We start from the raw sequence: 22,437 nt of genomic DNA on the forward strand, positions 1-22,437 counted from the left end.
AGTGACCGCGGCAGAAATCAAAGCAGCCGCCAGGCAGAAGGTCGCCAGCCTCGCTTTCTGGTCGATCGTCGTCGCCTTCGTCGTGCTCGGCCTCAAGCTGGTGGCCTGGTACGTCACCGGTTCGGTTGCGCTTTATTCGGACGCGCTGGAATCGATCGTCAACGTCATTGCCTCGGCCGCCGCCTATTGGGCGATCCAGGTCAGCTACAAGCCAGCCGACCAGGACCATCCGTTCGGCCACCACAAGGCCGAGTATTTCTCGGCCGTCCTGGAAGGCGTGCTGATCGTGCTTGCCGCCCTGCTCATCCTCAACGAGGTCTGGTGGTCGTGGCAGCATCCGGCCCCGCTCGAACAGCCATGGACCGGCCTTGCCGTCAACGGCGTCGCAACCGTCATCAACGCCGTCTGGGCCTTGACGCTGATCCGCACCGGACGGAGTGAAAAATCACCGGCGCTGGTTGCCGACGGCAGGCATATCATGACCGACGTAGCGACCTCGGTCGGTGTGTTCATTGGCCTGGTCGGCGCCGTGCTGACCGGCTGGCAGGTTCTCGATCCGGCTCTTGCGGTGATCGTGGCGCTGAACATCCTGTGGCAGGGCTGGCACGTCATCGGCTCGTCGATGAACGGGCTGATGGACCGCGCCGTCGACACCCAGGAACATATCCGTATCCGCGACATCATCTCTGCCAATTGCAAGGGCGCGCTCGAGGTCCACGACCTGAAGACGCGCATCGCCGGCCGCGCCACCTTCATCGAGTTCCATCTGGTCGTCGACGCCGACATGTCGGTCGGCGCCAGCCACGTCATCTGCGACCGCATCGAGGACGCGCTGCGGGCAGAGATCCCTTCCCTTCGCGTCATCATCCATGTCGAGCCCGACGACGAAGCGAAACTGCCCAAGGGCACGACGGCCGTGCCGTTCGCGTGAAGCAATTCGCGCAGAAAAATCGCTCAGTCGTGATCCTTCGCGCCCCCTCTGTCCTGCCGGACATCTCCCCCACAAGTGGGGAGATTGGCCGTCACCGCGGCTTTTGCCAATAGCCATAGTCGCAGGAGTGAGTGACGCGAGGAAGCTACCGATCTCCCCCCAAGTGGGGGAGATGTCCGGCAGGACAGAGGGGGGCGCGAAGGATCGCTGTAGCCCTCATTCCGAGCCGCTGCGCGCCATGGATTCGAGGATCTGATCCGACGGACTTTCCAGAGCCGCCTCCGCGAAATCGTCATCAAGCGGACCGATCACTCTGTCCAGCCAAGCCCAATCCTGCGCAAGAGGCTCGATAATGACGCTCTGGCCGTGGCGGCTGATGAAAACCTCTTTGGTGTCGAAACGGTACTCCTTTGGCAAGCGCACCGCCTGCGAGCGGCCGGACCAAAACACCCTTGTCTTGCGCATGGCATCCACCTCCTCGTCACATGATCAAGGCCCGCAGGCGGCCTGCGGCATCGGCTCCAGCCGGTAGACCTTGTCGTCGGAGCTGGTGTCGCCTTCCGCCGCCTTCGAGCACAGATCGACGATCGGCAGGCCGCTGTTTGGGTTGGCCAGCATCATCGTGCCGTTGGCGCCGCGGCGGAGGAAAATCTCCTTTTGCGCGATATCGCAGGAGGCACCACCCGTCTTCGCGCTCGCCGCGCAGCGCCACTGGTCGCCCTCGCCCTGGCAGTTATAGACCTGCGTGACCTTGGCCGATTTCTGCCGCGTGGTAACCGAAACGGCGATGTCTGCGCCGCTCGGCCAATTGGCGAGGTCGCCGCCCTTGGCGAAGGATGCCAGCTCGACCGGTCCGCGGAAAACCCGGATCGTCTGGGTCAGCTGATCGGGATGCGAGCCGAGATGCGCGGCATCGTAGTCACGCCCGTAGCAGAAGGCCTGGTCCGGCTTCAGCCGCTCGCGCAATGGCGGGCCAAGTGCCGGATCGATCGGGTCGATGCGGGCGAACTCCGCCTTGCAGGTCGCGGCCGGCATCGGATCGAGCCTGAAGCCGTTGTCGTCCTTGCCCAACGCCTGCCGTTCGTACTCCGCCTCCCCGAGCTCGTCTTCCGATCCGGCGTCGAGATAGAGGTCGGGCTGCACGTCCGAGACGATCAGCCGGCCCTTGTCGTCGACCTTCAGCGAAGCCATGGTGCGATCGCAGTCCATGCCGCAGCGGATCGGGCCGGTCTTGCCGTCCTCCGACTCATGACTGCACCAGCCGCCGAGCCATTCCGGCGCCTCGGCGCCGCGTACCGTCGTCGCCATGAAGCCATTGTAGGAGGAATCGATGCCGGTGCTTGGCTCCTCGTTTGGCCGGCTGACCGGATCGCGGCCGTAATAGAAGAAGATGCGCGCCACCTTCTGGTGCGGATGCGACTTGAGATGCGCGGCGTCGTAGACGCGGCCGAAACAGGCGTCCTTGCCGTCGGGGCTGAGCTCGGTGAGTTTGAGCGTGTCGTCGGCGAAAGCAGTGCCGGCGACGGCGGCAAGCAAGGCAACCCCAAGCCCGGCGCCCACAATGGTCCCCATTATGGTTCTCGACGTCATGCTACCCCTCCATTGCCCCGACAAGACGTGGCTTCAATTTATGCTAGGATCGAGGCCGAGGCCACGCAATTTGCGCGGGCCGGCTAAATGGGAGATGAAGCCATGCGACGCCGCGATATTTTCCGCGTCGGTCTTGCCGGGGCCGCCGGGCTTTTTGGGCTGCGCCCCACCAAGGCGGCAGCCATTGAAGTCAAGCCCGTCGAAGAGGAAAGGCAAAAGGTCGCCTATCACCTCAGCGATCTCGACAAGGTCAATTTCGTGCTCGGCAACATCAAGAACCACTTCGAAGGCACCGACGGCAAGGTCGACATCGCGCTTGTCGTGCACGGCCCAGCACTTGCCGCCTTCAAGTCGAAGGGCATATCCGCCGCCATTTCCGGGCGTTTCGCCGGCCTTGTCCAGGATGGGCTCAGCCCGCACGCTTGCGCCAACACCATGCACGGCATGGATATCGGCCTGGCCGACCTGCTCGACGGCTTCCATGCCGCCGACAGAGGCGGTGTCGTCAAGCTCGCCGAATTGCAGCGCCAGGGCTACGCCTATCTCAGGCCATAGGCTTTTACGGACTTGAACGCGAGGACTGCGAGGGCCTACGAAGAGCAGGCCGAGTCCCCCGGAGGAATAGACGTGCCAGCCACCACCACCCTTGTCAGCCCCTCTCTGGTCATCCCCGACCTTGCCGGAAAGGCGGTGCTGGTCACCGGCGCGTCGACCGGCATCGGCGCGGCGCTTGCACTTGCCTACGCCGCGCAGAAATGTCGCGTCGCACTGCACTACAATTCGAGCCGGGTGGCTGCCGAAAACCTGGCGGCGACCATTCGCAACGGTGGCGGCGACGTGTTCCTGACCCAGGGCGATTTCTCGATCCCCGCCGATGTCGAGCGCGTCGTCGAGGACAGTGCGCAACATTTCGGCCGGCTCGACGGCCTCGTCAACAATGCCGGCGGCATGCTCGGCCGCGTGCCCTATGCCGAGCAGACCGAGGCGCATTACGACGCGGTGATGGACCTCAACGCGCGTTCCGTGCTGACAGCTTCGCGCAAGGCAATCCCATGGCTGAAGCGGCAGGGCGGCTTCATCGTCAACACCTCGTCGATCGCCGCGCGCAACGGCGCCGGTGGCGGCGCCGGCCTTTACGGCTCCGCCAAGGCCTTCGTCTCCAACGTCACGCGCGGCATGGCCAAGGAGCTGATCGGTTTCAACATCCGCGTCAACGCGGTGGCGCCCGGCACGATCGCGACACCTTTCCACGAGCGCTACTCGACCGACGACCAGATGAAAGGCATGATCGCCACCATCCCGCAGGGCCGCGCCGGCACCGCCGAGGACTGCGTTGGCGCCTATCTGTTCCTCTCCTCCGATCTGTTGAGCGGCTACATCACCGGCCAGGTGATCGAGGTGAATGGCGGCCAGTTGATGCCGTAGACGGCGAACTGCATACTCCTGGTTGCGTAATCTCAACGGAGCAAAGCGAATGTACGGACTGATCGGCAAGATGCGGGCGACGCGCGGCCAGCGCGACGCGGTCATGGAGGTCCTGCTCGCCAGCACCGGCGCCATGCCCGGCTGCCTGAACTACATCATCGCCACCGACCCGGCCGACGCCGACGCGATCTGGGTGACCGAAGTGTGGACCGACGCCGAAAGCCACAAGGCTTCGCTGCAGCTGCCCGAAGTCCAGGCGGCAATCGCCAAGGCACGGCCGATCATCGCCGGGTTCGAGTTCCAGGTGGAGACGCATCCTGTTGGTGGGTTTGGGTTGCCGGCGAAGGCGGAATAGAGGGAGAGGCCGGCGGGACAGCGCCCCCCTCTGGCCTGCCGGCCATCTCCCCCTCAAGTGGGAGATTGAATGTCACTTCGGCCTTCGTGGTCCTATTACCACCCAAGCCCTTTTCCCCCCGCAAAAAGGGTTCGCATTTTTTCGCGACCGGTCTAAGAGCCGATCTATGGATTCTTCCCCGAACCCGCCGGCCATCGAGCATCTGGCGCGGATCCACAAGGGCTGGCAGTGGCCGGTCCTGGTGGTGGTCTCGGTGCTGTTTGCCGGCGCGCTGGAACTCGCCAACCTGCCCGCCGCACTGCTGATCGGGCCGATGCTGGCTGCCATCGCTGCCGGCACCAACGGCGCCACGGTGCGCGTGCCGCGGGTTCTGTTCGGCTCCGCCCAGGCGGTCGTCGGCTGCCTGATCGCCAGTTCCATCTCGGCCGATATCTTTCCCGTCTTCTACAAGGAATGGCCGCTATTCCTCGGCGTCGTGATGGCGACCGTCGCGGCATCCAGCCTGCTCGGCTGGCTGATCAGCCGCTGGCGCATCCTGCCCGGCACCACCGCGGTCTGGGGCTCGTCGCCGGGCGCCGCCACCGCCATGGTGCTGATGGCCGGTGCCTTCGACGCCGACCAGCGCCTCGTCGCCTTCATGCTCTATCTGCGCGTCATCTGCGTCTCGATGACGGCAGCCCTGGTGGCCAAGCTTTGGGTCGACACCTCAGGCATCGAGGTGCCGGCCATCGTCTGGTTCCCGCCGGTCGACCCGCAGGGCTTGGCCGCAACATTCGGCGTGGCGCTGGTCGGCGGCCTCGCCGGAAAGCTTTTCCGGCTGCCGTCGCCGTTTTTCCTCGGCACCTTCATTTTCGGCACCGTGATCCATCTCGGGCTCGGCGTGACCATGCAGCTGCCGCCCTGGCTGCTCGCCTTGAGCTATACGATAATCGGCTGGAGCATCGGCCTGAATTTCACCAGAGCCATCTTGCGCCACGCGGCCCGCGCGCTGCCGCAGATCGTCGGCTCGATCATTGCCCTGATCGTCTTTTGCGGCGGCCTCGCCTTCCTGATCAGCCGCCTGCTCGGCATCGATCCGCTGACCGCCTATCTGGCGACCAGCCCCGGCGGCATGGACAGCGTCGCTATCATCGCCGCCGCCGCGCAGCATGTCGACATCTCCTTCGTCATGGCGCTGCAATCGGCACGCTTCCTGATTGTGCTTCTGGTCGGCCCAAGCGTGGCGCGGCTGGTGGCGAGAAGCCTTCGGGAGTAAAGACCAGCCGGGCAGCGCGTCAGCTGATCACCAGGCTGGAGATGCGCTCGCCGTCCAGGGTGAACGCCATGTCGCCCTCGCCGTTGAAGCCGTTGCCTGTGACGGCAATGCGCACGTGATAGCTCTCGCCCGCCGGAGCAACGCGAACGATGCTGAGCCTGGACTGCACGCCGATATTGTCCGACTGGTTCCAGCGCGCAATCTGCTCGCGGCCCTTGAACGACCGGCCCCAGTCGCTCAGGAAGGCGTCGGGCGTGAAACTGTCCAGGAAGGCTTCGCTATCGCCGGCATTGGTGGCTTCGACAAAGCGGCGGATCGGATCGGGTGTGGTCATGTTTCCTCCTGGGAGGTGCCGGAAATAAAAAACCCGCCTCGACGGCGGGTCCTCGGCGCCAATCAGCACCATAGCCAGATTAGTAGCATAGCTGCCGGCACAAAGCAAGAACAAAGTTGCCCCACCCTCAACTTTGAATGTTGGCGAAAACCAAGGCGACATCCAATCTCCCCCTTGCGGGGGGAGATCGGCAGCTTCTGCGACGGCGAGGCTCCCACTTGCCTCGCTTTGCCCGCTCCTGTATGAAATCCGCCATGAGCCCGCGCGCCACCTCTTTTGCGTCCCGCCCGACCGGCATTGCCGGCCAGACCGTTCGCGCGCTTGCCTCCACCCTGCTGCTTCTCGGCCTTATCGGCGATCGCCGGGTTCGCTGAAGGAGCGCCCGGCGGTCGAATTGCCGCTCACGCGCACGCTCCTTGGCCAGTCACAAATTGGCACGTCACATCAAGCGAACGAAATTCTGGTAAAGGCGCCGCTCGCCACCAATCCGCCTGAAGCTGGATCCGCGAGCCGCCGGGAGAAACGACGATGAACGCACGAGAAGATATCCGCCTGAATGTAGAGGAAATCAGCAAGCCTGCGGTAAAGGGCATGCCGGACGCCGCCCGCAAATACCAGCCCTATCCGACCGTCGGCCTTGCCGATCGCACCTGGCCTTCGAGAGTGATCGACAAGGCGCCGATCTGGTGCTCGGTCGACCTGCGCGACGGCAACCAGGCGCTGATCGATCCGATGGGCCAGGAACGCAAGGCGCGCATGTTCGCCCTGCTGCTCGACATGGGCTTCAAGGAGATCGAGATCGGCTTCCCGTCGGCCTCGCAGACCGACTTCGATTTCGCCCGCTGGTGCATCGAACAAGGCAACGTGCCCACCGACGTCTCGCTGCAGGTGCTGGTGCAGTGCCGGCCGGAACTGATCACCCGCACTTTCGAGGCGCTCAAGGGTGCCACCAACCCGATCGTCCATTTCTACAATTCGACCAGCGAGCTGCAGCGCCGCGTCGTCTTCGAGAAAGACGTCGCCGGCATCAAGCGGATCGCCACCGATGCGGCCAAGATGATCACCGACATGGCGGCGAAGGCCGGCGGCGGCTATCGTTTTGAATATTCGCCGGAGAGTTTTACCGGCACCGAGCTCGAAGTGGCGCTGGAGATCTGCAACGCCGTCACCGAAATCGTCCAGCCGACGGCGGAAAACAAGCTGATCATCAACCTGCCCTCCACGGTCGAGATGTCGACGCCCAACATCTATGCCGACCGCATCGAATGGATGTGCCGCAATCTCGACAACCGCGAGAACCTGTTGATCTCGCTGCATCCGCACAACGACCGCGGCACCGGCATCGCCACCACCGAACTCGGCCTGATGGCGGGCGCCGACCGCGTCGAAGGCACGCTGTTCGGCAATGGCGAGCGCACCGGCAATGTCGACATCGTCACGCTGGCGCTCAACATGTACACGCAAGGCGTCGATCCCGGGCTCGACTGCTCTGACATCAACCGCATGAAGGACGTCTACGAATACTCCAACCAGCTGAAGATCCCCGAGCGCCATCCCTATGTCGGCGAGCTCGTCTACACCGCCTTTTCCGGCTCGCACCAGGACGCCATCAACAAGGGCATGAAGGCGCTGCGCAAGGCCAACACGCCGCACTGGGAGGTGCCCTACCTGCCGATCGACCCGGCCGATGTCGGCCGCAGCTACGAAGCCATCATCCGCATCAACTCGCAGTCCGGCAAGGGCGGTATCGCCTATGTGCTGCATGCGGATTACGGCCTCAACCTGCCGCGCAACCTGCAGATCGAGTTCAGCCAGGCCATCCAGGCGATCACCGACGCCGAAGGCAAGGAGGTGCCGGCCAAGCGCATCTACGAGCGCTTTCTCGACACCTATGTCGACCAGCCCGGCGCGCGGCTGAAGTTCCTCGACCACCACACCTACCCCGACACCGAGGTCAAGGGCCGGCGTGTGGTCGAAGCGGTGATCCTCGACGGGGGCAAGGAGGTGACCATATCCGGCACCGGTACTGGCCCGATCGACGGCTTCGTCGATGCGCTGTCGCGCCACGTCGGGGTGCCGATGTCGGTGCTCGATTATTCCGAGCATTCCATGCAGCGCGGCTCGAATGCCTCGGCCATTTCCTATGTCGAGATGGAACATCCGGGCGGCAAGCTGTTCGGCGCCGGCATCAACACCAATATCGTCGCCGCCTCGCTCGAAGCCGTGGTTTCGGCCGCCAACCGCATCGTCGGCCGGAAGGGCGGCTAGCCGAAACTGCCAGGCCCGCGCCATCAGCCACCGGATATTTATCCGGTGGGTACGCTATCGCACCATAAGCACATGCTTGTAAGGCGGCGCCAGCGCTATATGATCGTACCTCAACCTGTGCCGAATTCGAAGGGATCGACACTTGCAGCATACCACGCCTGCCGCCCCCGCAGTGCGCGAAACGTTGGAGCGATTGCTTGCCAGCGAAACGTTCGGACGATCCGAGCGCGCGCGCAAGCTGCTCCGCTACCTGGTCGAGCGCGAGCAGGCAGGCGAAGCCGATAGGCTCAAGGGCTTCTCTATAGCGATGGACGTCTTCGGCAAGGACGGCGATTTCGATCCGTCGACCGATGCGGTGGTGCGGGTGCAGGCCGGCAGGCTGCGCGAGCTGCTGCAGCAGTACTTCGCCAACGAGGGCGTTGCCGAACCGGTTCGCATCGCCATTCCGCGCGGCGGCTATGTTCCATCCTACGAACTCAATGCCATTCGCTTGCCGGCGGAGGCCGAGGCAGAGAGCAAGCCGCAGCCGGCGACAGAGGACGCGGCGACAACCGCCCCGCCCGGATCGCTCGAGGATGCCCGCAACCGGGCACATCCGGCTGCGTTGCTGAGCGTTCCAGCGCTCACCCCCGCCGCACCGTCACTGCAGCGCCATTTGCAGTTCTTCTGGCTGGCGATCGCGCTGGTCATCCTCATGCTGGGTGTGCTGATCCTTCGCCAGGGCAGCGTGGTATTGCTGACCGGCGGCGACACGGCGGTCGAGACCGCGGTGGCGACCGGCAGCATAGCGGCCCCTCCAGTTGAAAACCTCCCCCAAATCTACATCACCATCAAGGCCGACAGCGACCTGGCTCGCCGCGTTGCCGCATCGCTGCGCGCCGGCCTTAGCGGCTTCGATACCATCAACTTCATCGGTCGTGATGCCGACAGCCCGCCCGATCCACTTACCGACGCCGCCAGCTTCGTGTTCGATGTCCTGCCCGGGCCGCGCAGCGGCGACACTATGCTCGAGCTGCAGAGCGTGGCGACCGGCCGCGTGCTGCTGTCACGCAACCTGACCGCCGGCGACAGCGCAAACACCGCTATCGAGGACCAAATCTCCGGCATTTTGAGCTCGGCTCTTCCCGCCTCGGGCACGATCTACAATTACATCGAGCAGAGCGGCATCCAGACCGGGCTGACGGCGTGTCTGGTGCTCAACGGCAAATATTATCTCGACCAGAACGCGCAGACGCACGAAGCCGCCTACCGCTGCCTCGAAGATCTTGCCAACCGGGAGGCGAAGTCGTCGCTCGTCTATTCGGAACTCGCGTCCTTGCATCTGGAGGCGGTCACCGACCATTACCCCTACCCCGCCGACGCGACAATGGAAAAGGCGATGATGTTTGCCCATCGCGCCATCCAGATGGGCCCCACCAGCCCCTATGCGCACCGCGCCCTTGGTTATCTCAATTCGCGCATCGGCAATTCCGAGGAATCGATCCGCTGGATGCGCAAGGCCTACGAACTCAATCCTTACGATCTCGCAATGGCCGCCGCCTATGGCTACGGGCTCGTTTTCGCCGGCAGGTACAGCGAGGGCACCCCGATCCTTGCTCACGCGGTGGATATCGCCAGCGCCCATCCGACATGGTGGGATTACGGGCTGTTCGCAGGAGAGTTCATGATGGGCGACATGAACAAGGCGACGCTTGCCAGCGACGGCTTGCGAACGACGGAAATGAAATCGCATTATCTGGCGGCGCGGCTGATCGGTGCCAACGCTGCCGGCCGCGAAAAGCTGGCAAGCAGGCTGCTGCAGGAACTGACGACCAAATTCCCGAAATTCGCAGCCGATCCGCGTGCAACGTTCGTCGAGCGAAGATATCCCGCCGATCTGACCAACCGGCTGGTAGAGGCCCTGCGCGCCGCCGGGCTTGGCGGTGCCAGCTGACGTCTTCCGGCGCGCGAACGACGTCAGCTGATCGCGAAAATTTTACTGGCCATCCGCACGGCCAAAGCGCAATTCAGACACGATTGAACCGGCCCAAACCCATCGCGGCATAAAGACCAATCGCGGCACAAAGACTGATCCCCCCGGCATCCGGACTGATCCCGGCACAAACCCATTAAGTTTGCATGACCCGATCCCTTTACGCTGCCGAACGGGGCACCGGCCCGACGACGATTGTCTTCCTGCATGGCTTCGGTGGCTGCCACGACGACTGGCGCGATGTGGTCGCGTCCCTGGCGCCCGGCGCGCGGACCTTGGCCTATGATCTGCCGGCTCACGGGCTGTCGCTCGATTTTCCGGACAGCGGTCCGGCCAGGATCGCAGCCAGTGCCGTCCTTGCGGACCTTTCCGCACGCGGGATAAAGCGGGCCCATCTCGTCGGCCATTCGATGGGCGGCGCCGTGGCCGCCCTGATGGCATTGAGCGAGCCCGAAAGAATGGCCTCGCTGACGCTGTTGGCACCGGGCGGTCTTGGTCCTGAGATCAATGGCCCGCTGCTGCGCCGCTACGCCGCCGCTGCCGGCACCGACGAAATCCGCGCCTGCCTTGCCGCCATGTCGGGACCGCAAAGCCACCCCCCGCAGCACCGGGTCGATCTCCTCAACGAGATGCGCCAGCGTCCCGGCCAGTTGGGGACACTTGTCGAGCTCGCAGCTGCAATGACCAGGGATGATCGGCAAGGTGTCATCCCGAGCGAGCGGCTTGAAACGCTGAACATGCCGGTGATGGTGGTTTGGGGGACGGACGACGCGGTGCTGCCTGTCAGCCAAGCGGACGGCCTGCCGAAGCGTTTTCATCTGCACCACGTGCTGGAAGCCGGCCATATGCTGGTCGAGGAAGCGCCCGGCCTGATCGCCGAGGCCATCCGTCGCAATATGCGACGCCGCAGCAGGCGGCTTCGTCCGGGATTCGCCGCTGCGGCGAGCTGATCGGTCTTCGCACAGGCACGGCGGCGGCGCTGGTGCTGCTCCAGCGAACCCTTGCCCACCCATCGATCTCGCAAGTGCATTTTGCCGGCGGCTGTGTTAATTCGGTGTTAACCAAACCCGCGAGGCAACGCCGATGAAGGATGCAGGCGAGAACATCACTCAGATCGATCAGTCGCGAAAACTGTCCGATGCCATTCGCGACGTCAAGAACGCCTTCGCCGACCGCGACGACGTCGTCGTCGACATGCGCGAAGCGCATCGCATGCGGCTCGATTTGCTTGCCGCCGAACTCGCCCCGGTGTTCGGCGACGTACCCACCGACATGGACAGTTTCGACTTCGCCGTCTCGTCCGGCCTGCAGCCAAGGCTGTGGATCGACGCCGTCAGCCATGTCGCCATGGGACGCGACCGCCGCACCTACCGCTTTCTCAAGGACACGCGCATCGGCCGCGTCGTGCTCGCCGAGTCGACCGAGATGAAGGTCGTTGCCGATCAGGTGACGCGCTATGTCGCCGAGCGCGTCGTCGAACGCCAGAGGATGATGGAAGGCGGCATCGAGCAGGCCGTCGCCGGCCTGAAACGCGCCCTGGTGGCGGAGGCCGAGCCGCCGCTGCATGTCCCTGCGCGCAGCAACGGCTGGTCGGCCTTCTTCTCGGGCCTGGGCCTGATCGCCGCCGGCGCCCTGGTCGGCCTGGCGATTTCGCTCGTGCTGTTCTGGGACCGCATCGTCGCAATGAAAATCAGCTTCTAGAGCCGTTCAGCGTTTCACGGAAACGCTGAACGGCTCTATCTCTTTGTTTTGACGCAATTCCGGACGGAAAACCGTTTCACACTTTTCCTGGAATTACTCTAGCCATCGACGCCTCGGCCTCGACGCCAAGCTCCATTGTCTGCAGGTCGCTGGGCGGCAATGCCGGCCCGGTCAGGCCGCGGCGCGTCAGCTTGATCCGCCAATTGTCCTTTTCACCGTCGATGTCGAGCAGATTGTATTGCGCCGGCGCATGCGAACTGCCGGGGGCCTGCCCGGCGGCGGCGACCCCGACCACCGGGATTTTGGCCTTGCGGGCGCCGATGAAGAAGAGCGACGGCACATGCGAATGGCCGTGCAGCACAAGCTCGGCGCCGTGCCGGTGAAGAACCTTGTGGAAGCGCGAGATGCCAAACAGCCGCTTGTTCTGCGAAACGGCGCCGCGCACCGGCGGGTGGTGGATCATGATCACCCGGAACAGGCCGCGCTTGCCTGTGGCGTCGAGCATGTCGCGCAGCCTTTCCGCCTGGCCTTCCAGAAAGAAGCCGTTGGCCATGAACGGAGCCGTGGCGCGCGCCGTGGAGACGCCGATCAGCGCAGCATCGCCGCGCACGCGCAGATAGGGAAAGGTGTTGCGGTCGACCGGCGTATTGACGCCGTCGCCGGTCATCCATGCTGCCCAGGACCGGCAGGTCTTGTCGAAGGCGCCCGGCACATAGGCATCATGATTTCCCGGCACGACCGACACGTCATTGGGCGAGCCCAGCGTCTCCAGCCAGTGCTTGGCCATCTCGATCTCTCCGTCGAGCGCCAGATTGACCAGGTCGCCGGTGATGGCGAGATGGTCCGGCCCGCTGGCCTTCATGTCGGCGACGATCGTGTCGATGACGGCGTCGTGCATGTGGCGGCGGCGGTTACGCTGCCAATTGACGTAACCGACCACGCGCTTGGAGGCGAGATCGCGATAGGTTACATCGGGAAGCGGCCCCAGGTGGACATCGGAAATATGCGCGAGCCTGAACATCTTTTCTTCATAGGCGAGGCGCGCGCGGCTTTCCACTCACGGTTTCGCGGACGATGACGCCGGATCCGGAGCAAGCCCTGCGCCAGACCGGCTGGCCGGGCTTCAGGGCAAGGCTGTTTCACCTGTACTTCGTACTGCGGCGGCCGATGACGCTCGGCGTGCGCGGCTTGATCCACGACCGCCCTTCCAATTCCGTCTTCCTCATCCGCCACACCTATGTCCCTGGCTGGCACCTGCCCGGCGGTGGCGTCGAGTTGGGCGAGACGATGATCGAGGCGCTGACGCGCGAAGTCTTCGAGGAAGGCAACATCGCGCTGACCGGACCGCCGGTGCTGAAATCGCTGCATTTCAACCGCCGCGCCAGCCGCCGCGATCATGTCGGCCTTTATCTGGTCGAGGAGTTCGACCAGCCAGCACCCAAGCTGCCCGACCGCGAGATCGCCGAAGCCGGCTTCTTTCCGCTCGACCGCTTGCCGGAAGGCACGACACCGGCGACGCTGCGGCGGATTGCCGAAGTTTTTGAGGGGAATTCGGCATCGCCTTACTGGTAGATCATCTCTCCAACAGCTTTGGCTGCTTCGGTTTAGGCCGGCAACATCCATTGTTCTCCGAGAGAAATATATATATTAGGCGATAAGAGAAAAATGAAACATAGCCAAAACGACAGGTTTAGAATCGTACTATATATCTCACTTTACACGGTAATTACTGTGACAACAATTCTTGCTACAGCCTTAATTTCGACAATGGTCCTTGGGATAGATCCATCAAGGTTGGAAAAAAGTGGAAGAGGCATCCAGTTCGCAATACAACTTTTTGCGGCATTCGTGACATATTTCGTTTTTATAAAGCGACATGCTCGGCTTTTTACTCGCACTGAATTCTGGAAAATGGTCGGCTTCTCAAGCCTGATAGAAATGGGTTTGGGAATGGCCGTGCTTCTGCTGTCGGGATCGTTTCGCGCAATCCCGCTCCAGATGTCGGTCCAGATCGTCATGATCGGCGGCATCGTGGCGTTCCTGGCAACGTCGCTCGGCTACTCCAATCGATTTGGAAATACCACATTGAAAGCTGATCTCGTCAGAAGGGCAAAGATGGACTCAGAAACCTCCCGCTAGGGCGCCGGTCTCACGCCGCCTTCCTGAACCTGTCGCGGTCGTGCAGCGCGCCATAGTCGAGCTCAGGCCCGACCGGCACGATGCGTGTCGGGTTGATGGTCTCGTGGCTGCCGTAATAGTGCGACTTGATGTGGTGCAAATTCACCGTGCCGGCGACGCCTGGCACCTGGTAGAGGTCGCGCAGATAATTCGACAGGTTCGGATAGTCGGCGATGCGGCGCAGATTGCACTTGAAATGGCCGACATAGACCGGGTCGAAGCGGACCAATGTCGTGAACAGCCGCCAATCCGCCTCGGTGATGCGGCCGCCGACGAGATAGCGCTGCCTTGACAGACGGTCCTCCAGCATGTCGAGGGTCGAGAACAATTCGCCGAACGCCTCCTCGTAGGCTGCCTGCGTGGTGGCGAAGCCGGCACGGTAAACGCCGTTGTTGACCGCGGGATAGACCAGCGCATTGACCGCATCGATCTCGCCGCGCAACGGTTGCGGATAGAAATCGAGCTTGGCATCGCCCCATTCGTCGAAGGCCGAATTGAGCATGCGGATAATCTCGGAGGATTCGTTGGAAACGATGGTCTGCTCGCGTTTGTCCCACAGCACGGGAACGGTGACCCGGCCCGAATAGCCGGGATCGGCCCTGGTGTAGATCTGGTGCAGGAAATCGAGGCCGTAGAGCGTGTCGCCGGTGGCGCCGTCCTCGGCCAGGAACGTCCAGCCGTCGGTTCCCATGAAATGATGGACGACCGCGACGGAAATCACGTCCTCGAGTTTTTTGAGCACGCGAAAGATCAACGTCCGATGCGCCCACGGGCAGGCGAGCGAGACATAGAGGTGGTAGCGGCCGGGCTCGGCCTTGAAGCCACGTTTTCGCCCTTCGGCCGGGAAGCCGTGGCGGGTCACCCAGTCGCGCCACTGCGACCGCGCCCGCACGAATTTGCCGCCGCTCTCCCCGGTATCGTACCAGCGGTCCTGCCATTGGCCTTCGACTAGCAATCCCATGAAATGTCCTTTCGCGTTCCTGCCTGATGTAGGGCATGAAATGGACCTGCCGAAATCGCCAGCGCTGAACAGATCGTCAACAGCTGCGTCGTCGAGCGCAACCGGCCGATTGCGGCGGCTGAAAATTGGTGCTAGCGGACAATCCGCATGTTCGACTTTGCCCTGATCCGGTTCGACCGACGACGAAAGAGCGCCCGCGCTTGATGAAGCGCTGACTGGCGAACGCTGCCGCTTGCAGCAAACCTTTCCTCGCATACCGGAACGCAAAGACCATGAGCCTTGCCGACGTGAAATACCTGCCGGAAACTCCGGCGCATGATCCTGAAATCGAAGCCATCAATGACGAAGCCTTCGGGCCGGGCCGTTTCGTGCTTGCTGCCTACAGGATCCGCCAAGGTGGCCCGCATGAACGGGCTTTGTCCTTCGTGGCCGTCGACGGCGCAACCGTCGTCGCCTCGGTACGGATGACACGCATCGCCGCGGGCGCCGGCCGCGCGCTGATGCTCGGGCCGCTCGCCGTGCAGCCGGCCTTCAAGAACCTCGGCATCGGCCGCCGGCTGGTGGCAATCGCGCTGGAAGCCGCCGCCAGCGCCGGCGCGCCGGCCGTGATGCTGGTCGGCGACGAACCCTATTACGGCCCGCTCGGCTTCAAGAGGCTGCCGCGCGGGCAGATCTCGATGCCGCGTCCGGTCGACCCCGACCGGCTTTTGGCGCACGAGATCGTGCCGGGCGCAGTGGCAAGGCTGGTGGGCGAGGTTTGCCACGCCGACCAGGCAAGGATTGGCGGGCACATCGTGGCGATGGCGTGACCATGCCGGTGCTGTCGCACGGTGGCTTGGCAGCATAGTCTGGGCACGGAGGAGGATGTCGAGATGAACCCGAACGGCCAGATTGCGATCGTCACCGGTGGCGGCTCCGGCCTTGGCGAGGCGACGGCGCGCGCACTTGCCGCCGGCGGCGCCAGGGTTGCCGTCCTCGATCTCGGCATCGAGCGGGCGGCCAAGGTGGCGGCCGACATCGGCGGCATCGCCGTCCGATGTGATGTGAGCGACGCGGAAAGCGGTGCCGCTGCTGTCGCGGAAGTGGCTGAGACGCTCGGCGAGCCGCGCATCCTGGTCAATTGCGCCGGCATCGTTATCGGCATGAAGACGATCGGCAAGGACGGACCACATCCGCTCGACCAATACCGCAAGGTGATCGAGGTCAATCTGATCGGCACCTTCAACATGATCCGCCTGGTTGCCGACCGGACCGCGAAGCTCGAGCCGCTGCAGGGCGGCGAGCGCGGCGTCATCGTCAACACCGCATCGGTCGCCGCCTATGACGGCCAGATCGGCCAGGCGGCCTATTCGGCATCCAAAAGCGGCGTCGTCGGCATGACGCTGCCGGTGGCGCGCGATCTCGCCCGCTCCGGCATTCGCGTCTGCACCATCGCGCCCGGCATCTTCAGGACGCCGATGATGGCCGGCATGCCGCAGGAGGTGCAGGATTCGCTCGGTGCGGCAGTGCCCTTCCCTTCCCGTTTGGGCGAGCCTTCGGAATATGCCGCACTTGCCTTGCACATCATCGAGAACCAGATGCTCAACGGCGAGACCATTCGCCTCGATGGCGCCATCCGCATGGCGCCGAAGTAAACGCGACGGTGGTGCTTTGGACGAACCCAGGAAAGACGTGATCCGCGCGACCGACGCCGAGGCGATCAGGCTGGCAAAGACGCTGATCCGCAGCGCCCGTTTCGGCGCGCTGGCAGTGCTCGAGCCAGGAACCGGTTCGCCGCTGGCCAGCAGGGTCGGTGTCGCCACCGACATCGACGGCACGCCATTGATCCTGGTGTCGATGCTGTCCGCCCATACCGGCGCTATCCTTGCCGACCCGCGCTGCTCGCTGCTCGTCGGCGAACCCGGCAAGGGCGATCCGCTGGCGCATCCGCGATTGACGCTCGTCTGCCGCGCCGTACGGCTCGAACGCGGATCGAACGAACACGCCCGCGCCGAGCGGCGCTACCTCAACCGCAATCCCAAGGCGAAGCTCTATGCCGGGCTCGGCGACTTCTCGATCTTCCGGCTCGAACCGGAGCGCGCCAGCCTGAACGGCGGCTTCGGCAAGGCCTATCTGCTCGAACGCGCCGATCTGGTCGCGACGGGAGCAATCGTTGAAGAGCTTGCCGCCGGCGAGCAATCGGCACTCGACCACATGAACGCCGACCATCTCGATGCGATTGCCCTCTACGCAAGTCATTTCGGCGGGGCCGAGCGCGACGGCTGGATCGTCACCGGCTTCGACGCCGACGGGATGGATCTCGTATCCGGCGACAATGTCTGCCGGGTCTTTTTTCCCAATCCGCTGCAGGCGGCACGCGACCTCAGGCCTGTCCTGGTCGACATGGCAAAGGCTGCCCGATCGGCAAATTGATCACAGCCGCACAGTTAATCGGCTTGCATGGAAAGCAAGCCTTGAGATTTGAGCGAAATGTTCTACCTTTGCGAGTGACGCTGAATCGCTGGCGTGCATCTATAGGGAAAGTCTATGGAATCCGACGCTATTGCCCCCATAGCGGCGGATGAGCAGGAAGGCATGGGGGATCTATGGTCTCGAACAAGCTAGTCGCCAACGCCGGAGCCGCGGCCGCGTTTCTGACGCTGATGGGCAACGAAAAACGTTTGTTGATCATGAGCTATCTGGCCGAGGGCGAAATGTCGGTCGGCGCCATAGCCGAGAAAGTGTCGCTCAGCCAATCCGCTTTGTCGCAGCATCTGGCCAAGCTCAGGGCTTCCGACCTTGTCGAGACCCGTCGCGACCGGCAAATGATCTATTATTCCTGCAAATCCGGCGCGGTACGCGAACTGCTGCACATGCTGGACGGCATTTTCGGCGAAGGTGAACTGTCGCAGATGGCTCACCGGCTGCGTCGCGCCGGGACCTGATTGGCCGGGGCGGAGAACGCCCCGCCAAGTCCGTTTGGTCGCCAAGTCCGTTTGGCCGGCAAGTCCGTTTGGCCGGCAAGTCCGTTTGGCCGGCAAGTCCGCTTTGCTGCCAAGTCCGCCTGCTACTGAGCGCGCTCTTCGGCGGCCTGCGCAATCTCGTCCTTGAACTCGACCTTCGTGCCAGGCTGCACCATGGAGGCGAGGTCTTCGGCATCCCAATTGGTCAACCGGATGCAGCCATGGGAAAAGGTCGTGCCGATCTTGCCCGGTTCCGGCGTGCCGTGGATGCCGTAGCTTTCGATGGAAAGATCGATCCAGACCGATCCCACCGGATTATTCGGCCCGGCAGCGATAGTGAAGGGCCGCTTGGTCTTGACCCCCTTGAAAGCGAAGTCCGGATCATAGTGATAGGTAGGGTTGTGCACCACGCGCTTGACCTCTGCCGTGCCGCTTGGCGCCGGTTTCTGGTCGCTCCCAATCGAGGCGGGGTAGACCGCCAGCCATTTGCCGGCACGGTCGAGCACACGCACCAGGCGAGCGCCCTTGTCGATCTCGACGGCGGCAACCCCGGCGGCAGGGTCGCCCCTGCCGACATCAGGCACCACCAACGTCCTGCCTGGTTTCCTGAGACTGGTGCCAGGATTAAGCATTCTCAACAATTGTTCGCTGATATGGAAGCGCTCGGCCAACTTCTCCACCGCATTGCGGTAACCGAGCCGCCGCAAGCGGGCCATCCTCTCCAAGCGGGCCGGAATACGCTTGGTGAAAGGTCCGCGCACGTCCTTGCGCATCACCTCATAGGTCACCAGCACCGGCCTGGCGGAGGTTGCGATGAGTTTGCTCCAGGTCTGTGGATCGAGCTTGCCGTCGGGCGGAAGTCCGTTTGCCGCCTGAAACGCGGCGACGGCCTTGGCGAAGTTCTGGGAAAGACGACCGTCGATCAGGCCCGGCGAGAAGCGGGCGCGATCCAGAAGGATCTGCGCCTTCAGCAGCATCGGATCGACACCCTTCGGTTCGCCGATAGTGAATTGGGCCTGATTGACGGTGGCTGGATCGAGCTTGGCTGCGCGAGCCACGCCGCATGCGAGGGCAAGCGTGGCGGCGAAGACGAGGAGGAGCCTGATCATCGATGTCCTCCCAGGACTGCAGCAGGAGCCCGCTTCTATGACGCGGCATGGCCCTGTGTGGTTCCTTCGCCCGATCGAAATTCTGAATTGAAGCGGCTTGGCCGAAGGGCCGTGCCGCGGGAATCAAGTATTTCTCGTCGCCAGGGGGCCTCGGCCCGGCGTCCAGTGATTGGGCTTGACCGTTCGAACGGCGTGCATCCATTTGGACGCTGAGATACGGTCCGAGCTTCGGATCCGGCATCATGCCTTCCGAAACCGAATCCCGATTCGCGGCCGATGCCATGGTCGGCCGAGGAAGCCATGAATCCGATCCGCATAGACGACCCGCAGGATCCCCGCGTCGCCGCCTATCTCGACATCCGGGAGCGAGATCTTGCCGGCCGGCAAGGCCGTTTCGTCGCCGAAGGCAAGGTGGTGCTCGACACGCTGCTCGCCGCCCGGCGCTTCGAGGCAGAATCGGTGCTGGTACTCGAAAACCGGCTGGCCGGCCTCGATGACGTCCTGCGCAAGGCGCCTGCCGGGCTCCCGATCTATGTCGCATCCAGCGAAATCATGGACAGGATCGCCGGATTCCACATGCATCGCGGCATATTGGCGATCGGCCGCAAAGGTGCGGCCATCTCCGCTGAGGCCTTGCTCGGCGCGCTGCCCGCCCGCGCGCTGATCGTTGTGCTGGTCGGCATCGCCAATCATGACAATATGGGCTCGATCTTCCGCAATGCCGCCGCCTTTGGCGCGGATGCCGTGCTTCTCGATCCGACCTGCTGCGATCCGCTGTACCGCAAGGCAATCCGCGTCTCGGTGGGCGCCGCCTTGAAAGTCCCCTTCGCCTCCTTTGCCGACGCCGCCGGCTGCATCGCCATACTCGACCAGCAAGGCTTCAGCCAATTCGCGTTGTCGCCGCACGGGCAAATCGACATTCGCGATGCCAAGAGAAACGAGCGGCTGGCTCTCTATCTCGGCACCGAGGGCGAAGGCCTGCCGGAAAGCCTGCTTGCTCGCCTGCAGACGCTGCGGATCGGTATGGCGCAGGATTTCGACAGCCTGAATGTCGCAGCGGCGTCAGCCATCGCACTTCATCATTTTTCCGGGGCCTGATGCATGTCGCGCAAAAGTGTGCAGCGGTTTTGCGGTAACGACATGCATCAAAACAAGAACATAAAGCGCGTCGCATGAGGCCGGTCGAACACGACGCGCTTTAGAGCCGGGCGTCTCGCTCTTGCGCTTGCGGCGTCTCAGTTGGTCGATGCGGCCTTCTGCAGCGCCCGCACGCGATCGGCAAGGCTGCGTCCGCCGCTCTCCGGCCGCGCATCCTCAGGCGCTGCAAGCGCCTGGGCGATCGGCGAATCCGGGCCGTCGAGCTTGGCCGTCAAGGCGACGACTTGCGCTGCCAGATCGTTCATCTCTTCGCGCAATGCCGCGCTGGCGCTGCCGGTATCGTCTCCGGCGTGTGATTTCGATGTTTCGACGGCAGCAAGATCTGTCTTCAGCCTCCTGTTCTCGCGTGCCAGCGATGTCAGCCTGGCCTCCAGCCGCTCGCGGTCGGCATCGAGCTTGGCGCTTGCCTTTTCGATGTCGCCGTTGGCGGTCGCATTGACCTGGCTTCCTGGCATGCCGGCAAGGGCCGCCGCAGGCGGGCTTTCAGCGCCTTTCGCCCTTTCGCGAAGGCGCACCAGTTCCTTTTCGCGGCGCTCCAGCCTGTCCTCGCGATCGGCCAACGTGGCGAGCAGGCGTTCGACCTTCTTTTCCAAGTCGCCGGTTCTTTTCTTCTCGGCCTTCAGCGCGTCCCGCAAAACCTTGCTTTCGGCTGTCAATTCCTGGCTGCGCCTGTCCGCCTCCTTGCGCTGGCCGCGCAGCAGCGAAATGTCGCTTGCCAGCTTCTGCAGCTCGGATTCGCGCGCCACCAACTCGATCTGCCGGCTGCTGGACGAAAAACTGGCGTCGTCATACATGTGCTCCAGTTTTCGCAGTTCGAGCCCGCGCTTTTCGAGCGCGCGCTCGGTCTCCGCAAGCCTCTCCGACAGCTGCTGCAGCTGCCCATCGCGCTTGCGAAGCTCCTCGCTCCTGGTTGTGAGGTCGGCGACGACCCGGTTCTTGTCCTGCCGCTCGGCCGCCAATTCCTTCAGGGCTTCGCGGTCGCGGCCGATCTCGACCAGCTGTTCGGCGGCTTTCTCGCGCAATGACTTGATGGTCATTTCGAGCCGGCGCGCCGAAACGGCGAACTCGGCGCGGACGCGATCCTTGTCCGCCTGGATCTCGGCCAGCGTCAGCGGCATCGAACCCTCGACGCGCCTGCGCGTCAGCGCCACCGCCCGCCGCCAGACGGCCGGGGCAATCATCAGCGCCAGAAAGCCCGCGCAGAGAAAGCCGAGGACAAAGAACAGGATCGACTGGACCAAGATGACTATCCGTTATGCATGGCCGGCCGTTATGGGCGGCAGGCAATGGTCAAAGTTCGACTTTGCCATCTTCGCATGACGGAAATCCGGCGCCGCGGCAAGGGTCTGCCGCGGCAAAGCTCAGACCGTGGGATCACAGGGCCAACCGCAGTGGCGCCATCGTGCAGGTCAGAACGGATTCCAGGTCGCGCGTTGGGTGAGCTTGAGGTAGCCGAGATTGACGCCAAGACGGGCGCCGACGCCGGTACGGATCGGCACGAGCAGCACATTGTTGTTCTTCAGCACGTTGAAACCGACGCCGGCGATGACATAGGCAGAGCCGGCGACGCCGCCAAAGCGGTTATAGAGGCTGCTCACATCGTCGAGATTGTAGACCAGCATCATCACGCGCGAGCCCTCGCCGCCGAAATCCCAGCCGAGCGACGGGCCTTGCCAGAACACTTTGTGATCGCCGGCATTCTTGGTGTAGAGCGTGCCTTCGCCATAGGTCAGGCCACCGATCAGCGCCCCGGACCCCTCTTCGCCGAGCAGATAGCCGTTCGGCAGGCCATAGGTGGCGAAAATCTTCTCGACGACCGTGGCCAGCCCACCCGATGTCGCGCCGAAGAATTTATGACCGGAATCAACGATCTCCTGGGCGGTGTACTCTTGCGCCCGCGCGGCCGATGTCGAAAAGGCGACAAGGCCGATGAGCGCGATCGTCATTGAGATGACACGGAAAAAAGTCCGGTCGTAGAATCGGGAAACCATGCTTCCAATCTCCGTCAGGGAGCACTTTCGCCGACGCCTCGCACCCGTACGGCTCTTTGGCGGCCGTTAAGGATGACTGTTAGGGGCAAACTATGCCGTAATCCTTTTTCAACCATTAAACTCTCACATGAACATGGCGGTTCGAAGGCTGTTTTCGCATGCCCGCGCAGCACCCAGGCTGCGTGAACACACCATTTTCGACAATGATAATTTTGGATTTGTTGCTGCACGCACAAGCGCTGTGTATTCACAATGCTTGGGAGAGAG

General features: G+C 63.4%; 24 protein-coding genes. 16 read left to right on the forward strand and 8 right to left on the reverse strand.

Annotation, left to right across the window (positions count from 1 at the left end):
• Position 1: 1 nt before the first annotated feature.
• On the forward strand, positions 2–931 hold the full coding sequence (locus tag NKI22_RS07535) for a cation diffusion facilitator family transporter (RefSeq protein WP_502897685.1): 930 nt from the start codon (positions 2–4) through the stop codon (positions 929–931).
• A 216-nt stretch (positions 932–1,147) separates the two neighbouring features.
• Here NKI22_RS07535 and NKI22_RS07540 read toward each other — a convergent pair whose 3' ends face one another.
• Together NKI22_RS07540 and NKI22_RS07545 are read right to left on the reverse strand one after the other, a co-directional pair.
• Positions 1,148–1,396, reverse strand: coding sequence for an antitoxin (locus NKI22_RS07540; RefSeq protein WP_023719250.1), 249 nt, complete (start codon positions 1,394–1,396; stop codon positions 1,148–1,150).
• A 24-nt stretch (positions 1,397–1,420) separates the two neighbouring features.
• Positions 1,421–2,521, reverse strand: a complete 1,101-nt coding sequence (locus NKI22_RS07545; RefSeq protein WP_352817936.1) for a hypothetical protein — start codon at positions 2,519–2,521, stop codon at positions 1,421–1,423.
• Between the two features lie 102 nt (positions 2,522–2,623).
• On the opposite strand from NKI22_RS07545, the gene NKI22_RS07550 reads away from it, so the two are divergent.
• The 4 genes from NKI22_RS07550 to NKI22_RS07565 all read left to right on the forward strand — a co-directional run bounded on the left by NKI22_RS07550 (position 2,624) and on the right by NKI22_RS07565 (position 5,556).
• Positions 2,624–3,076, forward strand: a complete 453-nt coding sequence (locus tag NKI22_RS07550) for a DsrE family protein (RefSeq protein WP_023719252.1) — start codon at positions 2,624–2,626, stop codon at positions 3,074–3,076.
• Between the two features lie 72 nt (positions 3,077–3,148).
• Entirely contained in the window at positions 3,149–3,946 is a 798-nt protein-coding gene (locus tag NKI22_RS07555) for an SDR family NAD(P)-dependent oxidoreductase (RefSeq protein WP_023719253.1), read from the forward strand.
• 49 nt (positions 3,947–3,995) lie between these two features.
• Positions 3,996–4,301, forward strand: coding sequence for a putative quinol monooxygenase (locus NKI22_RS07560; RefSeq protein WP_352640747.1), 306 nt, complete (start codon positions 3,996–3,998; stop codon positions 4,299–4,301).
• A 166-nt stretch (positions 4,302–4,467) separates the two neighbouring features.
• Entirely contained in the window at positions 4,468–5,556 is a 1,089-nt protein-coding gene (locus NKI22_RS07565) for an AbrB family transcriptional regulator (RefSeq protein ID WP_352640745.1), read from the forward strand.
• Positions 5,557–5,575: 19 nt separating this feature from the next.
• Here NKI22_RS07565 and NKI22_RS07570 read toward each other — a convergent pair whose 3' ends face one another.
• Positions 5,576–5,890 carry a nuclear transport factor 2 family protein gene (locus NKI22_RS07570; protein ID WP_352640743.1) on the reverse strand — a complete coding sequence of 105 codons (315 nt, stop codon included), beginning with the start codon at positions 5,888–5,890 and terminating at the stop codon, positions 5,576–5,578.
• A 591-nt stretch (positions 5,891–6,481) separates the two neighbouring features.
• On the opposite strand from NKI22_RS07570, the gene leuA reads away from it, so the two are divergent.
• The 4 genes from leuA to NKI22_RS07590 all read left to right on the forward strand — a co-directional run bounded on the left by leuA (position 6,482) and on the right by NKI22_RS07590 (position 11,831).
• Positions 6,482–8,158 (forward strand): 2-isopropylmalate synthase, encoded by a 1,677-nt coding sequence (gene leuA, locus NKI22_RS07575; RefSeq protein WP_352640817.1) that lies wholly within the window; start codon positions 6,482–6,484, stop codon positions 8,156–8,158.
• Positions 8,159–8,300: 142 nt separating this feature from the next.
• Entirely contained in the window at positions 8,301–10,091 is a 1,791-nt protein-coding gene (locus NKI22_RS07580) for a tetratricopeptide repeat protein (RefSeq protein WP_352640741.1), read from the forward strand.
• A 185-nt stretch (positions 10,092–10,276) separates the two neighbouring features.
• The gene (locus tag NKI22_RS07585; RefSeq protein WP_352817932.1) at positions 10,277–11,080 is read left to right on the forward strand and encodes an alpha/beta fold hydrolase; all 804 of its coding nucleotides are present in this window, start codon (positions 10,277–10,279) and stop codon (positions 11,078–11,080) included.
• A gap of 133 nt (positions 11,081–11,213) precedes the next feature.
• On the forward strand, positions 11,214–11,831 hold the full coding sequence (locus NKI22_RS07590) for a hypothetical protein (RefSeq protein WP_352494772.1): 618 nt from the start codon (positions 11,214–11,216) through the stop codon (positions 11,829–11,831).
• Positions 11,832–11,907: 76 nt separating this feature from the next.
• Here NKI22_RS07590 and NKI22_RS07595 read toward each other — a convergent pair whose 3' ends face one another.
• Entirely contained in the window at positions 11,908–12,852 is a 945-nt protein-coding gene (locus NKI22_RS07595; RefSeq protein WP_352494797.1) for a metallophosphoesterase family protein, read from the reverse strand.
• Positions 12,853–12,905: 53 nt separating this feature from the next.
• On the opposite strand from NKI22_RS07595, the gene NKI22_RS07600 reads away from it, so the two are divergent.
• Both NKI22_RS07600 and NKI22_RS07605 read left to right on the forward strand, forming a co-directional pair.
• The gene (locus tag NKI22_RS07600; RefSeq protein WP_352642764.1) at positions 12,906–13,403 is read left to right on the forward strand and encodes an NUDIX domain-containing protein; all 498 of its coding nucleotides are present in this window, start codon (positions 12,906–12,908) and stop codon (positions 13,401–13,403) included.
• 93 nt (positions 13,404–13,496) lie between these two features.
• Entirely contained in the window at positions 13,497–13,970 is a 474-nt protein-coding gene (locus NKI22_RS07605; protein WP_352642763.1) for an ABZJ_00895 family protein, read from the forward strand.
• A gap of 10 nt (positions 13,971–13,980) precedes the next feature.
• Here the strand turns inward: NKI22_RS07605 and NKI22_RS07610 are convergent, their stop codons facing one another.
• Positions 13,981–14,970, reverse strand: a complete 990-nt coding sequence (locus NKI22_RS07610) for a glutathione S-transferase family protein (RefSeq protein ID WP_352642761.1) — start codon at positions 14,968–14,970, stop codon at positions 13,981–13,983.
• Between the two features lie 272 nt (positions 14,971–15,242).
• Here NKI22_RS07610 and NKI22_RS07615 point away from each other — a divergent pair, with 272 nt between their 5' ends.
• The 4 genes from NKI22_RS07615 to NKI22_RS07630 all read left to right on the forward strand — a co-directional run bounded on the left by NKI22_RS07615 (position 15,243) and on the right by NKI22_RS07630 (position 17,894).
• Positions 15,243–15,779, forward strand: coding sequence for a GNAT family N-acetyltransferase (locus NKI22_RS07615; protein WP_352642759.1), 537 nt, complete (start codon positions 15,243–15,245; stop codon positions 15,777–15,779).
• A 63-nt stretch (positions 15,780–15,842) separates the two neighbouring features.
• Positions 15,843–16,604, forward strand: a complete 762-nt coding sequence (locus NKI22_RS07620; protein WP_352642757.1) for a 3-hydroxyacyl-CoA dehydrogenase — start codon at positions 15,843–15,845, stop codon at positions 16,602–16,604.
• Entirely contained in the window at positions 16,576–17,382 is an 807-nt protein-coding gene (locus NKI22_RS07625; protein WP_198030492.1) for a HugZ family pyridoxamine 5'-phosphate oxidase, read from the forward strand. Before NKI22_RS07620 ends, NKI22_RS07625 begins: the two co-directional genes overlap by 29 nt.
• Positions 17,383–17,555: 173 nt before the next feature.
• Positions 17,556–17,894, forward strand: coding sequence for an ArsR/SmtB family transcription factor (locus tag NKI22_RS07630; protein ID WP_023719268.1), 339 nt, complete (start codon positions 17,556–17,558; stop codon positions 17,892–17,894).
• A 122-nt stretch (positions 17,895–18,016) separates the two neighbouring features.
• On the opposite strand, the gene NKI22_RS07635 is transcribed toward NKI22_RS07630, so the two are convergent.
• Complete coding sequence (locus tag NKI22_RS07635; protein ID WP_352817930.1) at positions 18,017–19,021, reverse strand: L,D-transpeptidase family protein; 1,005 nt, start codon at positions 19,019–19,021, stop codon at positions 18,017–18,019.
• 300 nt (positions 19,022–19,321) lie between these two features.
• Between NKI22_RS07635 and NKI22_RS07640 the strand changes: the two genes are divergently transcribed.
• Entirely contained in the window at positions 19,322–20,119 is a 798-nt protein-coding gene (locus NKI22_RS07640) for a TrmH family RNA methyltransferase (RefSeq protein ID WP_023719270.1), read from the forward strand.
• Positions 20,120–20,256: 137 nt separating this feature from the next.
• Here NKI22_RS07640 and NKI22_RS07645 read toward each other — a convergent pair whose 3' ends face one another.
• Both NKI22_RS07645 and NKI22_RS07650 read right to left on the reverse strand, forming a co-directional pair.
• The gene (locus NKI22_RS07645; protein WP_352817927.1) at positions 20,257–21,420 is read right to left on the reverse strand and encodes a coiled-coil domain-containing protein; all 1,164 of its coding nucleotides are present in this window, start codon (positions 21,418–21,420) and stop codon (positions 20,257–20,259) included.
• Positions 21,421–21,588: 168 nt separating this feature from the next.
• Entirely contained in the window at positions 21,589–22,125 is a 537-nt protein-coding gene (locus NKI22_RS07650) for a DUF1134 domain-containing protein (protein WP_245278600.1), read from the reverse strand.
• Between the last annotated feature and the right edge of the window lie 312 nt (positions 22,126–22,437).

The organism is Mesorhizobium sp. M0778 (assembly GCF_040320105.1).
Classification (GTDB): domain Bacteria; phylum Pseudomonadota; class Alphaproteobacteria; order Rhizobiales; family Rhizobiaceae; genus Mesorhizobium.

Bases quoted from the DNA above. Each gene is read 5' to 3' on its own strand.
- NKI22_RS07650 (WP_245278600.1), bottom strand. From the start codon at position 22,125: ATGACGATCGCGCTCATCGGCCTTGTCGCCTTTTCGACATCGGCCGCG.
- NKI22_RS07545 (WP_352817936.1), bottom strand. From the start codon at position 2,521: ATGACGTCGAGAACCATAATGGGGACCATTGTGGGCGCCGGGCTTGGG.
- NKI22_RS07585 (WP_352817932.1), top strand. From the start codon at position 10,277: ATGACCCGATCCCTTTACGCTGCCGAACGGGGCACCGGCCCGACGACG.
- NKI22_RS07610 (WP_352642761.1), bottom strand. From the start codon at position 14,970: ATGGGATTGCTAGTCGAAGGCCAATGGCAGGACCGCTGGTACGATACC.
- NKI22_RS07615 (WP_352642759.1), top strand. From the start codon at position 15,243: ATGAGCCTTGCCGACGTGAAATACCTGCCGGAAACTCCGGCGCATGAT.
- NKI22_RS07540 (WP_023719250.1), bottom strand. From the start codon at position 1,396: ATGCGCAAGACAAGGGTGTTTTGGTCCGGCCGCTCGCAGGCGGTGCGC.
- NKI22_RS07620 (WP_352642757.1), top strand. From the start codon at position 15,843: ATGAACCCGAACGGCCAGATTGCGATCGTCACCGGTGGCGGCTCCGGC.
- NKI22_RS07600 (WP_352642764.1), top strand. From the start codon at position 12,906: ATGACGCCGGATCCGGAGCAAGCCCTGCGCCAGACCGGCTGGCCGGGC.
- leuA (WP_352640817.1), top strand. From the start codon at position 6,482: ATGCCGGACGCCGCCCGCAAATACCAGCCCTATCCGACCGTCGGCCTT.
- NKI22_RS07570 (WP_352640743.1), bottom strand. From the start codon at position 5,890: ATGACCACACCCGATCCGATCCGCCGCTTTGTCGAAGCCACCAATGCC.
- NKI22_RS07625 (WP_198030492.1), top strand. From the start codon at position 16,576: ATGGCGCCATCCGCATGGCGCCGAAGTAAACGCGACGGTGGTGCTTTG.
- NKI22_RS07640 (WP_023719270.1), top strand. From the start codon at position 19,322: ATGAATCCGATCCGCATAGACGACCCGCAGGATCCCCGCGTCGCCGCC.
- NKI22_RS07565 (WP_352640745.1), top strand. From the start codon at position 4,468: ATGGATTCTTCCCCGAACCCGCCGGCCATCGAGCATCTGGCGCGGATC.
- NKI22_RS07630 (WP_023719268.1), top strand. From the start codon at position 17,556: ATGGTCTCGAACAAGCTAGTCGCCAACGCCGGAGCCGCGGCCGCGTTT.
- NKI22_RS07560 (WP_352640747.1), top strand. From the start codon at position 3,996: ATGTACGGACTGATCGGCAAGATGCGGGCGACGCGCGGCCAGCGCGAC.
- NKI22_RS07550 (WP_023719252.1), top strand. From the start codon at position 2,624: ATGCGACGCCGCGATATTTTCCGCGTCGGTCTTGCCGGGGCCGCCGGG.
- NKI22_RS07635 (WP_352817930.1), bottom strand. From the start codon at position 19,021: ATGATCAGGCTCCTCCTCGTCTTCGCCGCCACGCTTGCCCTCGCATGC.
- NKI22_RS07590 (WP_352494772.1), top strand. From the start codon at position 11,214: ATGAAGGATGCAGGCGAGAACATCACTCAGATCGATCAGTCGCGAAAA.
- NKI22_RS07595 (WP_352494797.1), bottom strand. From the start codon at position 12,852: ATGTTCAGGCTCGCGCATATTTCCGATGTCCACCTGGGGCCGCTTCCC.
- NKI22_RS07605 (WP_352642763.1), top strand. From the start codon at position 13,497: ATGAAACATAGCCAAAACGACAGGTTTAGAATCGTACTATATATCTCA.